Source organism: Paraburkholderia hospita (assembly GCF_002902965.1).
GTDB classification, from domain to species: Bacteria; Pseudomonadota; Gammaproteobacteria; order Burkholderiales; family Burkholderiaceae; genus Paraburkholderia; species Paraburkholderia hospita.
Genome location: NZ_CP026105.1, coordinates 3163039 through 3178120, shown reverse-complemented (window position 1 = coordinate 3178120; position 15082 = coordinate 3163039). Strand labels below are relative to the sequence as shown.

The window sequence follows — 15082 nt, the reverse complement described above, 5'->3', positions numbered from 1 at the left end:
ATGTCGGCGTTCGTGCTGGACCGGAATGGCAGGCCGTTGATGCCGTGCAGCGAGAAGCGTGCGAGGCATTTGCTCGCGCGTGGCCGTGCGCGGGTGCATCGCGTCATGCCATTCGTGATTCGCCTCGTCGATCGCATGGCCGACAGCTGCGCACTCCAGCCGCTTCGTATCAAGCTTGACCCGGGCAGCAAGGTCACGGGCGTCGCACTCGTACGCGAGGCTGACAGTGGTATTGCCGTTATCAACCTCTTCGAGCTGATTCACCGGGGCAGGCAGATCAGCGAGGCGCTGACCGCACGCAGAGGTTTCCGCAGACGTCGTCGCGGCGCCAACCTGCGTTATCGCGCGCCGCGTTTCCTGAACCGCGAAAAACCGGAGGGATGGCTGCCGCCGTCCCTTCAGCACCGGGTGGACACCACGATGGCGTGGGTGCAGCGTATCCGCCGCTGGGCTCCGGTCACAGCACTCTCAAGCGAGCTCGTTCGCTTCGACCTGCAGCAGCTCGAGAACCCGGAAATTTCGGGACTTGAGTATCAGCAGGGCACACTCGCAGGCTATGAGGTACGCGAGTATCTGCTGGAGAAGTGGAAGCGCACCTGCATCTACTGCGATGCGAAGGACCGCCCGCTGCAGATCGAACATCTGACGGCCCGGGCACGTCAGGGCAGTAACCGTGTCGGCAATCTGGGACTGGCCTGCGGCGACTGCAACCAGGACAAGGGTGCGCTCGATGTGCGCGCGTATGTCAAGGACTCGAAGCGTCTTGCGCGCATCCTCGCGACCGCATCGCGTCCGCTGCGCGACGCGGCAGCTGTCAATACCACCCGCTGGGCGCTCACCGACACGCTTCGGGCAACAGGGCTGCCGCTCGAACTTGCATCGGGAGGGCGCACAAAGTTCAACCGCGTCACGCACGACCTGCCGAAGACACATGCCCTGGACGCGGTGTGCGTGGGACGGGTCGACGCGATCAACGACTGGAAACGCCCATCTCTGTCGATCAAGGCTACCGGGCGCGGCAGCTACCAGCGCACGCGCCTGACCCGTCATGGTTTCCCGCGTGGTTACCTCATGCGCCAGAAGCAGGTTCAGGGGTTCCGGACGGGCGACCACGTGCGTGCGGATGTGCCCACCGGCAAGAGGGCCGGCATTCACGTCGGACGTGTCGCCGTTCGTGCCACCGGCTCATTCAACATCCAGACGGCCTCGACTGTCGTGCAAGGCATCAACCACCGCCACTGCAGGCTTGTCCAGCGTGGCGATGGCTACGCCTATTCCCTTCAATCCACTGATAGCTATCAAGGAGATGCGGGTATATGTGGTGCTGCACACGCGGCACTATCCCTCCCCGGCTGAATCCCGAGGTTTCCCGCGCATTCGGATGAATTACGGCGTCGCCTACGCATTGCTCGCGTTCACCTTGTGGGGACTCTTCCCCGTCTACTTCAAGTCGCTGCATCAGATTTCGCCTGTCGAGATGCTGGCGCACCGGATGGTGTGGTCGATGCTGTTTCTCTTCATCGTGCTCACCGTGCGGCAGCAGTGGCGCTGGCTTGCGCCCGTGCTGCGCGACCGCAGGCTGCTGGTTCGCTTCGCCGCGAGCGCGCTGTTGCTGTCGACGAACTGGGGCATCTATATCTGGGCCGTCAACGCGGGGCATATCGTCGAGGCGAGTCTCGGCTATTTCATCAATCCGCTGATCAATGTGCTGTTTGGCCTTGCGTTTCTCGGCGAGCGGCTGCGGCGCGTGCAGTGGCTTTCCGTCGCGGTCGCGGCGTGCGGCGTGCTGTACCTCACGTGGGAAAACGGCCATCCGCCGTGGATCAGCCTTGCGCTCGCGTTCAGCTTTGCAGGCTATGGCCTGCTGCGCAAGACGGCGCAGTTGGGCGCGCTCGAAGGGCTGACGCTCGAAACGGTGCTGCTCTTTCCCATTGCTGTGCTGTATCTGTTTTTCGCGTCGTCGCATGGCGAGAGCGGGTTCGGCGCGGCGTCATTCGGCGTGAAGGTGCTGCTCGCGCTGGCCGGGCCGATCACGGCCGTGCCGCTGTTGCTGTTCGCGGCCGGCGCGCGGCGGATTCCGCTGTCGATGCTCGGGCTGATTCAGTATGTGACGCCGTCGCTGCAGCTGATCATTGGCGTGCTGATCTATCGCGAGCCATTCGGGCAGGCGCAGCTGATCGGCTATGGCGCGATCTGGATTGCGCTTGCGCTGTATTCGCTTGATGGGTTGTGGCGGGCGCGGTTTGCGCGGGTTTAGGCGCTGCTCGCCCGCGCATAAAGTGCGGTTTATGGCCGTCAGATCGCGCGCTTGACCTCGACGATGCCGAACACGGCCAGTGCCAGCCCCGCGATGCGGTCGATGATCACGCGCAGCTTGTGGCCGATCGCATGTCGCGCGAGCGACACGGCCGTCACTAGGAAGCACCACCACGCGATCGATCCGCAGAATACGCCGAGCACGGTCGTGAACGCGCCACTCGATGAAAACGGTCCGCGCGGCGCGAGCGTCGTGAAGAGAGCGGCGAACATGATGACCGTTTGCGGATTGGTCAGGGTGAGCAGCAGGGCGCTTGCAAACGCCTTCACTGCGCCTGAATGGCCGATGTTGGCGAGCTTGTCTTCGCTGTTGTTGCCGTTGTTGCCGTTGTCGGCGGGGACTTTTTGCAGCATCGTGCGGATGCCGAGATACAGCAGGAATAGCCCCGCGATGATGTGGAGCGGCTTGTCGTAGGCCAGCATGAAATGCGATACGCTCACCAGGCCCAGCGCGGCGATCAGGCCGTAGATGGCGTCGCCGCCGGCTATGCCCAGGCCGATTGCGAGGCCCGCGCGGGGGCCGTCCGTGAGCGTCCGGCGGATGCAGAGCATGCCCATGGGGCCGACTGGTGCGGCTACTGCGAGGCCTACGCCCGCGGCCGTCAGGAAGAGTGATGCGCTGAACATTTTTGCTCCTATGGTTTTTTGTCTGCGACGCTGCGTGGTTTGCTCTGTGTTTGCGCTGGCATCCGCGATTTGCCTTCGTGCTTCACGCGTCGCCCCGCACAGGGGCGGCGCTTGAACGGCGAACACCGTAACGCGGATGCCAGCGAAAAGGCAAACGAACAGTGACAACACATGACTCAAGCCAGAGCGGAATGACCCCGATCCTTCTGATGATCCGCGGCCAAAAGCATATACATCGCAGGCACAACAAACAACGTAAAAAGCGTCCCAATAGAAAGCCCGGAGAAGATCACAAGCCCCATGGCATTCCGCCCAGCGGCGCCAGCCCCCGAGGCAATCACCAAAGGCAAAACCCCAAGCACCATAGCCGCGGTAGTCATCAGAATAGGCCGCAACCGCACAGCAGCAGCCTCCTCAAGCGCCTCGCGTTTCGAGCGCCCAGCGCGCTGAAGCTCATTAGCAAACTGCACGATCAAAATACCGTGCTTGCTAACCAGCCCCATCAACGTAACAAGCCCAACCTGCGTATAAATGTTAAGCGTCGACACACCGAGATTAATAAAGATCAGCGCCCCAAACAGCGCCATCGGCACCGACACAAGAATCACCACAGGATCGCGAAAACTTTCGAACTGCGCGGCAAGCGCCAGAAACACAATGATCGTCGCAAACATCAGCGTAATGACAAATCCACCTGACTCCTGCACGAACTGTCGCGACAACCCGGAGTAATCCGCGCTATAGCCGGTCGGCGCGGCATCGGTGGTGGCCTTGCGCAAAAAGTCGAGCACTTCGCCCTGCGAAATCCCCGGCGCTATCACACCGGAAATCGTCGCCGAGTTCAACTGCTGAAAGTGATTGATCGACTCCGGCACGACGTTCTGCTTCAGATGCGTCACAGTCGAAGCAGGTATCACACTGCCATCCGGAGTGCGCAAATAATAATCAAGCACCTGCGACGGATTCAAACGATCCGTTTGCAGCACCTGCGGAATCACCTTGTACGAGCGCCCCGCAATCGAAAAGTAATTCACGTAGTTGCCACCCAGCGCCGCCCCCAGCGTCTGGCCGACATCGCTCTGCGTGAGCCCAAGCGACGCAACCTTGTCTCGATCCACGACCAGCACGCTCTCCGGCTTGTCGATCTTTAGATCGCTATCGATAAAAAAGAACATGCCGCTTTCACGCGCTTTCTGCAGCACGGTCTGCGAGACTTCGTTCAGATTCTCGAACGGCTCCGTCGTGCTGATCACGAACTGCACAGGCAAGCCCTGCGCGCCCGGCAACGGCGGAAACTGGAACGCCGCCACGCGTGCGCCCGCGATGCCGTTCCACTTCGCCTGCAACTCCTGCTGCAACTGCGTGGCGTTCTTCTTGCGCTTGTCCCACGTCTTGAACAGCACGCCGCCGATGCCCTGATTCAGCGTCGGCGCGCCCGTCAGCTGGAACATCTGCGAATACTCGGGCATGTTCTTCGAGATGTCGAATACCTGGTCCGCGTAGGTCTGCATCTGCTGGATCGTCGCATTCGGCGGCCCCTGGATCTGCGACAGCACGATGCCCTGGTCCTCCTGCGGTGCAAGCTCCGATTGCGATGTCATGAACAGATACACCGTGCCGCACAACAGCAGCGCCCCCATCACGATGAAAACGGGCCACGTGTCGAGCATCGAATGCAGGAGCCGCCCATAGCCGTGATGCACACGCTCGAACTGTCTGTCGACGAAACGCGCGAAGCGCCCCGACTCCTGATCCATGCGGAAAAAACGCGAGCACATCATCGGCGACAGACTCAGCGCGATCACACCCGATACAGCCACGGCGCCCGCCAGGGTGAACGCAAACTCGGTGAAGAGCGCGCCCGTCAGCCCGCCCTGAAAACCGATGGGCAGATACACCGCGATCAGCACGACCGTCATCGCGAGAATCGGCCCGCCCAGTTCGCGCGCGGCGATCATCGCGGCTTCGAATGGCTGCTTGCCTTCCTCCTTCATATGCCGGTCGACGTTCTCGACCACGATGATCGCGTCGTCGACCACGAGTCCGATCGCGAGCACGAGCGCGAGCAGCGTCAGCAGATTGATCGAATAGCCGAGCAGTTGCATCACGAAGAACGTGCCGATCAGCGACAGCGGCATCGCGATCACCGGCACGATCACCGCTCGGAAGCTGCCGAGGAACAGGAAGATCACGACCGTCACGATCACCAGCGCTTCGACGAGCGTCTTCACGACTTCCTCGATCGCGGTGTTGATGAAGTCCGTCGCGTCGTAGACGATGTCGCCCGTCATGCCCGTCGGGAACTGCTTTTGCAGATCGGGAAAGATCGCCTTCACACGCTTCGCCACATCGAGCACGTTCGCGTCCGGCGCGACCTTGATGCCGATGAACACCGAACGCTTGCCGCTGAACGCGACGTTGAAGTCGTAGCTGTCCGCGCCGAGCACGACATTGCCGACATCTTCGAGGCGCACGATCGCGCCGTTCTTCTGCTTGACCACCAGCCTTCTGAAGTCTTCGACGGAATGCAGATCAGTGCCTGCGTTCAGATCGACGCTGATCATCTGCCCTTTGGTCGTGCCGAGCGTCGCCAGATAGTTGTTGTTGCCGAGCGCCGCGAACACGTCGGAAGCCGTCACGTTGTGCGCGGCGAGCTTCGTCGAATCGAGCCACGCGCGCAACGCAAACTGCCGGCCGCCGAGAGTTTCCGCCGTCTGCACGCCCTGGACCGAATCGAGCTTCGGCTTCACGACGCGCAGCAGATAGTCGGTCACGTTGTTGCTCGGCAGGACGTCGCTGTAAAAGCCCATGTACATCGCGTCAGTGGTCTGGCCGACCTGCACGGTTAGCACGGGTTGCTGCGCTTGCGGCGGCAACTGGTTGCGGACCGACGCGATCTGCGTGTTGATCTCCGTCAGCGCGCGGTTGGAGTCGTAGTTCAGGCGCAGCGTCGCGGTGATCTTCGAGAGGCCCGTCGTGCTGGACGACGACATGTAGTCGATGCCCTGCGCCTGCGCAATCGCCGACTCGAGCGGCTGCGTGATGAAGCCGGCCATCGTGTCGGCGCTCGCGCCGTAGTACGCGGTCGTGATCGTGACGACGCCGTTTTCCGTCTGCGGATATTCGCTGACCTTGAGCGTCGACAACGCGCGCAAGCCGAGCACGAGAATCAGCAGGCTCACGACGGAGGCAAGCACCGGCCGTTCGATAAAGATATCGGTGAATTTCATCGGGCGGCCTCTTATTGTTCCTGAGGCGTCGGGTTCGGGCTGTCCGCAGGCAACACGCGGTTATCGATCACGAGCGGCGTGCCGTTCTTCAACTTCAACTGGCCACTCGTCACGACCTGCGTGCCTTCGCCGATGCCCTTGAGTATCGCCACCTGATCGCCGCGCGTCGGCCCTGGTGTGATGAACACCTGTTGCGCGATGGGCATGACCTTGCCGTGCGCGTCCTTGTGCTCGCCAGGCTTGACGACGAACACGGTCGCGCCGTACGGGTTATAGGTGATCGCCGTTTGCGGCAGCGTCAGATAGCGTTCTTCATTACCCGCGTCGATCTTCACATTCGCGTACATGCCGGGCAGCAGCTTGCGCTCGCGATTGTCGACGGTCGCTTCGATCTGCACGTTGCGCGTTGCGTTGTCCACGCGCGGATTGATCGAGCGGATCTTGCCGTCGAACGTGCGGCTGCTGTACGCATTCGTATCGACGACAACGGTTTGTCCAACCTGCAATTGCCCGAGTTGTTGCTGCGGCAGATAGAAGTCGGCGTAGATGGGATCGATGGCCTGCAACGTGACGATCGCGTCGCCAGGATTGATGTACTGGCCGGGATTGACGGTCGTGATGCCGACGCGTCCCGCGAACGGCGCGCGGATGGTTTTCTTTTCGACGAGTGCGGCCTGCTGATCGACCTGCGCGCGCTTGCTTTTGAGGTCGGCGGCATCGGCGTCGAGTTGCGCCTTGGCGATCGCCTGGATGTCGTACTGCGCCTTGTCGCGCTTGTAGACGGTTTGCGCGAGTTCCGCCGCGGCTTGCAGCGATGCGAGCAGAGCGCGGTCCGAATCGTCGTTCAGGCGCAGCAGCACCTGGCCCGCTTTCACTTCCTGCCCCGAGCTGAACGGGATCTCGCGCACGAGGCCGGGCACTTCCGTCGTCACGTCGACGCCGCGCACCGCGCGCAAGCTGCCGACGGCGGACAGCTGCGGCTGCCAGCTCTGATAGCGCGCGACAGCGGACGTCACGGTCGCGGCGGGCGCCGCATTGCTCGCCATGAACTTCCGGATCATGTGCGCCTTGAACAGGTTGAAGCCGACCAGTGCGCCGAGCAGCACGCCCACGCAGATCAGCATGATGATCATCCGCTTTGTCATCGGTCTTTTCGTCGTCATCGTCAGGTCCTTGCACGGCAAACGGGTGAGGCACGAAACGCGTCCGGCGGCGCTGCGGGCTCATCGCATGCGACGCGCGGCGACTGCAAGAGAAATCAGTGTGGCGTGGGGGCCGGGTTTAGCTGATTCGCCTGGCTCGTGGCCGTGTCGTTCCACCAGCCTCCGCCGAGTGACTGGAACAGCGCTGCCGTATCCGCATAGCGCGCGGCCTGAGCCTGCGCGAGATTCACGACGGTCTTCTGGTATTGACGCTGCGCATCGAGCAGCGCCAGGTAGCCGACGCCGCCAACGCGAAACTGGCCGCGCGTCAGATCGAGCGAAGCACTCGCCGCGCGCCATGCGTCCGTTTGCGCGGCGAGACCCGTCGCATCGTGTTCGAGTGCACGCAAGGTGTCGGCGACGTTCTGGAACGCGAGCAACACGGTTTGCCGGTACTGCGCGTTGGCCTGATCGAAAGCGGCCTCGGCTGCGCGCTTTTGGGCGCTCAACTGCCCGCCATGAAAAATTGGCTGCGTGATGCCCGCGCCGATGGTCCAGATCATGTCCGCGTATTTGAGCAGTCCGGCGGGCGTTAGCGCCTGCGGGCCATAGCTCGCGGACAATGTGATCTGCGGATACATGTTCGCCGTCGCCACGCCGACCTGCGCGCTCGCCTGATGCAGCGTAGCGTCGGCCGCGAGGATGTCGGGCCGCTGCCTCACGAGCGACGAAGGCAGACTCACGGGCAAGCTCTGCGGCAGCGTGAACATCGACAGCCTGAACTCGGGCACGGCCGCATCGCTCGGCAGCTTGCCCGCGAGCACGGCAAGCTGATGGCGCGTCTGATCGAGCGATTGACGCAGCGGCGGCAGCGTCGCGCGTGTTTGCGCGAGCAACGTTTCCTGCGAGAGCACGGCAGTGCGGCCCACGCCGCCCAGCTCGAACTGCTTGCGCAATACGCCGAGTTGCGTTTCTTCGTCGGCGGCGATGTGCTCGGTCGAGTCGATCTGCTCGCGCAACGACGCTTCCTTGACAGCCGCCGTGACGATGTTCGCCGACAGTGCAAGATACGCGGCCTGCAACTGATAGCCCTGGTAATCGATTTGCGAGCGCAGCGATTCGAGCTCGCGCCGCGAGCCGCCGAACACGTCGAGGTTGTACGACACATTCACCGACGCGTTATACAGGTTCAGCACTTCCGTGAGTCCCGGCTGACCGAATGTAACGCCGTTGAACTTCTCGCGCGTCGCATTGAGTTTCGCATCGACAGACGGATACAACGCGCTGCCCACTTCCGCGCGATAGTTCTCGGCCGCCTGCCTGAGCGCTGCCTGCGCAGCGGCGACGTTCGGGCTATTGGTGAGCGCTTCGCGTATCAGCGCGTCGAGCGGCTCGCAATGAAAGAGCGTCCACCATTGGGCGGGAATGTCCTGTCCGGCGATGAATTGCTGAGGCGCACCCGACGCGCCTGGCGACGACGCCGTCTGATCGGGCAGCGGCGTGGGCGTATAGGTTTCAGTGGCGGGCGGTGCGGGCGTACGGTAATCGGGGCCGACCGTGCAGCCGGACAGGGGAAGCAATGCCGCGCTCAGAATGGCGACGGCTACGCTGATCGAAGCGTCGAACGCGAAACGTGAAGGTCTATGCAAACGACTGCGACTGACACTGCCTTTGACGTCATCGATCATCTATCCACCCTGTATTACCTGCGCGGACTACGAACGAAATTGCGAGTGCAGAATTCAACAGCCTGATGCCGCGCATAGCCTAGCATGGGTCGTTGCAAACGAGATCATGCTTGCAGAAGCTTTAGGGGAATAGACGCGCTTTGTGGCGGACAAACGTTAAATGCAGCGCGCGAAATACAAAGGACGGAAGCGCCGCATCCATCACATAGTGATAGATGCGGCGCTTGTCGAAAGGCGGATAGATGGACGGTTGAACGCGCGGCCTAAGCGCGCCGCGTGATTTGACAATTGAGCGGGGCGCTTGCGATTGCGCCCTTACAACACGGCAAAGAAACTCAATGCGCCGCGCCGCGCTCGCCCGATGTGCCCACCGTGCCGGGTTTGCGCAGCATCTTGTCCACTTCGCCCGCGTGCATCTCTTCGACGGTAATCATCTGCCGCGCATATTCTTCGAGCGCGACTGAGCGGTCCTTGACCAGCGCCAGCAGATCGCGATACAGGCCGAGCGCGACGTCTTCCGCTGTGAGCGATTCGCGCAGGATGGTCGTGATGTCCGTCGTATGCGAATCGAGCAGCGCACCGATGCCTAGCGACGGATACTCGCCGAGCGTCGTGATCCATTCGCCCGCCTGATGCGCGTGCAGCAATGATTCGTCAGCCTGCTGGCGCAGCCACGACACGATCGGAATGCGGCCAAAGCCGAACACGAGGAAGGAGTAGTGCGTATAACGGACCACGCCTGCCAGCTCGGATTCGAGAATCTGGTTCAGCACGGCGATGACCTTGTCCTTTTCGATATCTGGCATGTGGCGCTCCGCGATACTCGTCGACGACGAAAGAGGCTTTCATTGTTGGCCTCGCCTCTGCAAAGATCAAGTGAATCGCGGCGTGAATGCGGTCAGCGGATGATGACGACCGGCACGGGAATCGTCGCATAGGGCAGCCGTATCGCGGGCGCGGGTGGCGGCACGACGGCAACGTAGGGCACGACTGGCGCCGCCGGCACGATGGGCACCACGGCAGGCGGTTGCGGCGGCACGTAATAGAGCGTGCGCGCCGGTGCATAGACGGCGGCGGGCACATAGGCCGCATGAATGAAGACGGTGCCGGCATAGGCGCTCGTCGAGCAGGCGATGCCCATGGCGGCGATCGCGGACGTATAAGCAGAGCGAATGTTCACATGAAACTCCCGAAGCGGACGTCGGCGGATGCGATGCGAAATGCTGATGAGGCCGCCGACGTGCAAACGATACGCAACGCCTTCGGTGAAGGGCAGCGATTACTTGTTTCATTCGATGTCGGAAAAAGCACGCCCATGTTTGAAGCGTCTGCTGCGTAATACGCGTTGCATCGTGCGTGAAGATGCGTGGCGCTGACATGACATGGATCGACATAAGTTTGAAATTGCCTTGCGCGTCCTGGACAACCAGAATTCGCTTCGCCAACGACGAATCGCAACACGACGTAGCGAAGAAGTTGAATGAACCGATGATGGAGATGGGAAATGAAGAAGTTGATCGCTATTCTGGCTTTGTGCATTGCATCGACGGGCGTGATGGCCCAGACGGCGCCGCAACCGATGGCAGGATCGCCGCGCATGGAGCGCGTGATGCAGCAGTTGCAGGAGCGCTTTGCCGCCGCCAACACGACGCACGACGGCAAGTTGACGCTTGCCCAGGCGCAGACGGGCATGCCACGCGTGGCGCAGCATTTCAACGAGATCGACACGCAGAAGCAGGGCTACGTGACGCTCGCGCAGATCGAGCAGTTCATGGCGCAGCACGCGGGATCGCACTGACGGAAAAGCGGGTCGGCATGAAGCTAAACTGTTGCAAGACGAATGAAACCATAAGCGACGAAGGAGCCTTGCATGGACCGACCCGCCCGCATCATCGTGCTCGACGACGAAGCGGAACTCCGCAATATGCTGCAGCGCTTTCTGAGCGGACATGGTTTCGAAGTCCGCGCGGTGGAAAACAGCAAGCGGCTCGAGCGCTATTTGCAGCGCGAGCCGTATGACCTGCTGGTGCTCGATCTGATGATCGGCGAAGAAGACGGCCTGCAGATCTGCGCGAAACTGCGGGCGGAAGGGCACACGCTGCCCATTCTGATGCTCACGGCCAAGGGTGATCCGCTCGATCGCGTGATCGGCCTCGAAACGGGCGCCGACGATTACCTTGCCAAGCCATTCCTGCCGCGCGAACTGGTGGCGCGCATCAATGCGCTGCTGCGCCGCCAGAAAATCGCCTCGAACGATCCGACCGTCACCACGCAGACGCTGCGCTTCGGGGAGTTCCGGCTCGATGTCGCCAAGCAGTGCCTCTACAAACAGGACACTCTTCTCGAACTGCATTCGGCGCAGATGCTGCTGCTGACGGCGCTCGCCGCGTCGCCGAACCGCGCGGTGAGCCGCGACAATCTGATCGCACGCGCAAGAGGACGCGACCACGATGCGCTCGACCGCAGTATCGACGTGCAGATTCTGCGTCTGCGCCAGGCGATCGAAAGCGATCCGTCGAAGCCGCGTTACATCAAGACTGTGTGGGGCGTCGGCTATATGCTCGCCGCCGACGTCGACGCATGAGCGCGCGCCTGTTCCGGCGCTTCATGTCCCGCTTGCTGCCGCGCAGCGTGCTCGCGCGCAACATCGCGCTGCTGATCGTGCTCGTTGCGTTCACTCAGGTGTGCTCGCTGAGCGTGCTGATTCATTACGTGCAAAAGCCGCGCGTCGAACGCGCCGCGGCCGTGTTCGGCACGTACATCAAGACGCTGGACAATGCGCTGGCCGCGTCGCCCGAAGACGCGCGCGACACGCTCGTCGCGCGGCTCGATGCGCGCAGCGAACCGCCAGCGGAAGCTGTGTCCGAGCCGCGTGTGCGGTTGCTTGCGTTCTACCGGACCTATCAGCTGGCGACGTTCCTCGATACGCTGCACCGCTATTTGCCTGCGGGCACCGAAGTGCGCTGGCAAGGCGCGCCGCATCCGCGCATGTGGATCCGCATGCATGTGGCGGGCACGCCATACTGGATCGGCTTGCAGGTGCCGGAAGAAGCGCAGGGCGGCGGCATGCTGACGGCGGTGCTGCTGTCGATCGGACTCGCAATGCTCGCCGCGTTGACGGGCTTCGCGCTGCAGGCGCATCTGAACCGTCCATTGCGGGAGCTTGCGCAAGCGGCGCGCCGCGTGAGCGCGGGCGAAGTGCCGCCGCCGTTACCTGTCGATGGTCCGACGGAAATCGCCCAGGTGAGCGGCGCGTTCAACCAGATGACGCAGGCGTTGCAGCAGGCGGAAGCGACGCGCGCGCTGATGCTCGCGGGCATTTCGCACGACATCCGCACGCCGCTGACCAAGCTGCGCCTTGCGATGGCCATGGCGAACGACACGAACGGCGACGAAGCCTTCGTTGGCGCGGCGGAATCGTATCTGGATCAGATTGATACGATTCTTCAGCAGTTCATGGACTATGCGGGCAGCGGCGAGCGCGAGACGCCGCAATCGGGCGATCTGAACGCGCTGATCAGCCAGCTTGCCGCCGACTTCGCGGGCCTTGGGCACGAGTTCGACCTGCAACTGGGCGAGCTGCCTGAGCACGCGTTCCGGCCCATCACGATGATGCGGCTCGTGATGAACCTGATGCAGAACGCCGTGGTCTACGGACAAACGGGTCTCGCGGTGCGGACGTGGATGGATGCGCAGGCGATTTATGTGGCCGTCGCCGATCGCGGCAAAGGCTTGAGCGCGGAAGAACTCGAACGGCTCAAGGCGCCGTTCCAGCGCGGCAAGAACGCGCATGGCAAAACGGGCGGCACGGGGCTGGGGCTGGCGATCGTCGAACGCATTGCGCGGCTGCATGGCGGCGCGCTGGAGTTTCATGCGCGTGAGGGTGGCGGCCTGGAAGTGTGGGCCGTGCTGCCGATTCAGCGCGATTCCAGCGCAACAGGTGTGGGCGAGCAGTCGACTGCGCAGTCGGCCAGCTGAACGCCCAAGACATTTCATGTGCGAGCGGCTAATCTGTCGGCTGACTTGATCCCGTCGCCGACGCACGGCGGCTATAGCGATGACACACGTCGAATCTCCTTTCGATATTAAACGTCTAAAAGACGAATGGCTCGAGGCCGACGGCTTTGGCGGCTTTGCGTCGGGCACGGTCGGCATGCTGCGCACGCGCCGCTATCAAGCGCTGCTGCTGACGGCGACGCGCGCGCCAGCGGGCCGTATCGTGCTTGTGAATGGGATCGAGGCTTGGATCGAGACGAAGGGCGTGCGCTATCCGCTGTCGATGCAGCGTTACGCGCCAGATATCGTTTATCCCGACATTGCTGCGGGTCTGATCGGGTTCGACACGACGCCGTGGCCGACATGGCGCTTCCGCATCGATGCGCAGACGTGTGTGATCGCGGAAACGTTCGTCGCAAAAGCGACTTGCGAAACGATGCTGCGCTGGCGCGTGGCATTCGATGGGGACGCGCGCCGCGATGACGCAATCACACTGCATGTTCGTCCGTTGCTGTCGGGCCGCGATTATCACGCGTTGCATCACGAGACCGGCGCGTTCGATTTTTCCGCTTCCGTCAATGGCGAACGTGTGCAGTGGCAGCCGTATCACGATCTGCCGGCGATTCGCGTCGTCACGAACGGCGCGTACGAACACGCGCCCGACTGGTATCGCAACTTCTGCTACGTACGCGAACGTGAGCGCGGCCTCGATTTCACCGAAGACCTCGCGACGCCCGGCGTCTTCACGTTCGATCTTCGTTCGCATGCGGCCGTGATGATATTGAGCGCGGACGTGTCGAGCCAGTCGCCGCCTGTTACGCAAGCCACCGCGATTGAACTGGCGAACACGCTTGCCGAGACCGAAACGAACCGTCGCGCTGCTTTCGCTTCGCGCCTGCATCGTTCCGCCGATGCCTACGTCGTCGCGCGCTCGGCGGGCCGCACGATCGTCGCCGGCTTTCCCTGGTTCACCGACTGGGGCCGCGATACCTTCATCGCGATGCGCGGTCTGCTGATCGCTACGGGGCGACTCGCGGAAGCCGAGTCGATCCTGCTCGCATGGGCGGGGACGATTTCGCAAGGCATGTGTCCGAACCGCTTTCCCGATTACGGCGACGAGCCGGAATACAACTCGGTCGATGCATCGCTGTGGTTCGCGATCGCCGTGCACGACTATCTGGCGACGGAGCATGCGTCAGACGCGACGCGCGAGCGCCTGCACGCAGCCGTCGATACGATTCTGGCCGGCTACACACAGGGCACGCGCTACGGCATCCAAGCCGACGACGATGGCCTGCTGCGTGCAGGCGTGCCTGGCGTGCAGCTCACGTGGATGGATGCGAAGGTCGGCGACTGGGTCGTGACGCCGCGCATCGGCAAACCCGTCGAAGTGCAGGCGTTGTGGTTCAACGCATTGCGCATTGCAGCACAGTGGAACACGCGCTGGAACGAAGCTGCCGACCGTGTGGAGGCTTCGTTTGCGCAGCGCTTCGTCGATCCGCAAACAGGCGCGTTGTTCGATAACGTCGATGTCGACCACTTGCCTGGAACGATTGATCGATCGATCCGGCCCAATCAGATTTTCGCGGCAGGCGGCTTGCCGTTTGCGCTGGTCGAAGGCGACACGGCGCGCGCCGTCGTTGCGCAGGTGGAAGCGCACCTGCTGACGCCTCTGGGTTTGCGCACGTTGTCGCCGGAAGCTCCCGGCTATCGCGGGCGCTATGCGGGCGCGCCGCTCGAACGTGACGGCGCGTATCACCAGGGAACAGTGTGGCCGTGGCTGCTCGGGCCATTCGTCGAAGCATGGCTGCGCGTGCAACGTCCCGACGAGGCAGCCCGCAGCGCAGCACGCGCGCGCTTTCTCGCTCCGCTCGACGCGCATCTGGATCGCGCGGGCCTCGATCACATTTCAGAAGTCGCGGACGGCGATGCGCCGCACACGCCGGGCGGCACGCCGTTTCAGGCGTGGTCGCTGGGGGAACGGTTGCGTATGGGTGTTTTGCTGGGCGAAAGCGTCCATGCCAACCTCCCCGACGCGAACACCCCAAACCGCGCTACGATGTGACACCCACCGTCACACGAG

At 62.6% G+C, this 15082-nt stretch carries 12 protein-coding genes and 1 pseudogene; 7 read left to right on the top strand and 6 right to left on the bottom strand.

Translation table 11 applies throughout. From position 1 onward, the window contains the following. Positions 1-1385 (top strand): annotated as a pseudogene (iscB, locus tag C2L64_RS14440) (RNA-guided endonuclease IscB). Continuing rightward, complete coding sequence (rarD, locus tag C2L64_RS14435; RefSeq protein ID WP_090838279.1) at positions 1382-2257, top strand: EamA family transporter RarD; 876 nt, start codon at positions 1382-1384, stop codon at positions 2255-2257. The pseudogene iscB and the gene rarD overlap by 4 nt, the downstream one beginning before the upstream one ends. Before the next feature lie 38 nt (positions 2258-2295). On the opposite strand, the gene C2L64_RS14430 is transcribed toward rarD, so the two are convergent. The 6 genes from C2L64_RS14430 to C2L64_RS14405 all read right to left on the bottom strand — a co-directional run bounded on the left by C2L64_RS14430 (position 2296) and on the right by C2L64_RS14405 (position 10183). After that, on the bottom strand, positions 2296-2943 hold the full coding sequence (locus C2L64_RS14430) for a LysE family translocator (protein WP_090838281.1): 648 nt from the start codon (positions 2941-2943) through the stop codon (positions 2296-2298). A gap of 176 nt (positions 2944-3119) precedes the next feature. Continuing rightward, a complete protein-coding gene (locus C2L64_RS14425) occupies positions 3120-6173 on the bottom strand; it encodes an efflux RND transporter permease subunit (RefSeq protein WP_090838283.1) in 3054 nt (1017 codons plus the stop codon). Between the two features lie 11 nt (positions 6174-6184). After that, positions 6185-7336, bottom strand: a complete 1152-nt coding sequence (locus C2L64_RS14420; RefSeq protein WP_007734766.1) for an efflux RND transporter periplasmic adaptor subunit — start codon at positions 7334-7336, stop codon at positions 6185-6187. A 95-nt stretch (positions 7337-7431) separates the two neighbouring features. Continuing rightward, entirely contained in the window at positions 7432-9003 is a 1572-nt protein-coding gene (locus C2L64_RS14415; protein ID WP_090838285.1) for an efflux transporter outer membrane subunit, read from the bottom strand. A gap of 335 nt (positions 9004-9338) precedes the next feature. Continuing rightward, complete coding sequence (locus tag C2L64_RS14410) at positions 9339-9809, bottom strand: ferritin-like domain-containing protein (RefSeq protein WP_007734771.1); 471 nt, start codon at positions 9807-9809, stop codon at positions 9339-9341. A gap of 92 nt (positions 9810-9901) precedes the next feature. Then, positions 9902-10183 (bottom strand): hypothetical protein, encoded by a 282-nt coding sequence (locus C2L64_RS14405; RefSeq protein ID WP_007734772.1) that lies wholly within the window; start codon positions 10181-10183, stop codon positions 9902-9904. On the opposite strand from C2L64_RS14405, the gene C2L64_RS54120 reads away from it, so the two are divergent. The 5 genes from C2L64_RS54120 to C2L64_RS14385 all read left to right on the top strand — a co-directional run bounded on the left by C2L64_RS54120 (position 10184) and on the right by C2L64_RS14385 (position 15064). Next, positions 10184-10342 carry a hypothetical protein gene (locus C2L64_RS54120; RefSeq protein ID WP_167306733.1) on the top strand — a complete coding sequence of 53 codons (159 nt, stop codon included), beginning with the start codon at positions 10184-10186 and terminating at the stop codon, positions 10340-10342. A 165-nt stretch (positions 10343-10507) separates the two neighbouring features. Further along, a complete protein-coding gene (locus C2L64_RS14400; RefSeq protein ID WP_090838287.1) occupies positions 10508-10801 on the top strand; it encodes an EF-hand domain-containing protein in 294 nt (97 codons plus the stop codon). Between the two features lie 72 nt (positions 10802-10873). Further along, the gene (locus C2L64_RS14395) at positions 10874-11587 is read left to right on the top strand and encodes a response regulator (protein ID WP_090838289.1); all 714 of its coding nucleotides are present in this window, start codon (positions 10874-10876) and stop codon (positions 11585-11587) included. Beyond that, complete coding sequence (locus tag C2L64_RS14390) at positions 11584-12981, top strand: ATP-binding protein (RefSeq protein ID WP_090838293.1); 1398 nt, start codon at positions 11584-11586, stop codon at positions 12979-12981. Before C2L64_RS14395 ends, C2L64_RS14390 begins: the two co-directional genes overlap by 4 nt. Before the next feature lie 79 nt (positions 12982-13060). Next, positions 13061-15064, top strand: a complete 2004-nt coding sequence (locus C2L64_RS14385) for an amylo-alpha-1,6-glucosidase (RefSeq protein ID WP_090838295.1) — start codon at positions 13061-13063, stop codon at positions 15062-15064. Positions 15065-15082: the final 18 nt, after the last annotated feature.

Bases quoted from the DNA above. Each gene is read 5' to 3' on its own strand.
- C2L64_RS14390 (WP_090838293.1), top strand. From the start codon at position 11,584: ATGAGCGCGCGCCTGTTCCGGCGCTTCATGTCCCGCTTGCTGCCGCGC.
- C2L64_RS14425 (WP_090838283.1), bottom strand. From the start codon at position 6,173: ATGAAATTCACCGATATCTTTATCGAACGGCCGGTGCTTGCCTCCGTC.
- rarD (WP_090838279.1), top strand. From the start codon at position 1,382: ATGAATTACGGCGTCGCCTACGCATTGCTCGCGTTCACCTTGTGGGGA.
- C2L64_RS14430 (WP_090838281.1), bottom strand. From the start codon at position 2,943: ATGTTCAGCGCATCACTCTTCCTGACGGCCGCGGGCGTAGGCCTCGCA.
- C2L64_RS14410 (WP_007734771.1), bottom strand. From the start codon at position 9,809: ATGCCAGATATCGAAAAGGACAAGGTCATCGCCGTGCTGAACCAGATT.
- C2L64_RS14400 (WP_090838287.1), top strand. From the start codon at position 10,508: ATGAAGAAGTTGATCGCTATTCTGGCTTTGTGCATTGCATCGACGGGC.
- C2L64_RS14415 (WP_090838285.1), bottom strand. From the start codon at position 9,003: ATGATCGATGACGTCAAAGGCAGTGTCAGTCGCAGTCGTTTGCATAGA.
- C2L64_RS14420 (WP_007734766.1), bottom strand. From the start codon at position 7,336: ATGACGACGAAAAGACCGATGACAAAGCGGATGATCATCATGCTGATC.
- C2L64_RS14385 (WP_090838295.1), top strand. From the start codon at position 13,061: ATGACACACGTCGAATCTCCTTTCGATATTAAACGTCTAAAAGACGAA.
- C2L64_RS54120 (WP_167306733.1), top strand. From the start codon at position 10,184: ATGAAACTCCCGAAGCGGACGTCGGCGGATGCGATGCGAAATGCTGAT.
- C2L64_RS14395 (WP_090838289.1), top strand. From the start codon at position 10,874: ATGGACCGACCCGCCCGCATCATCGTGCTCGACGACGAAGCGGAACTC.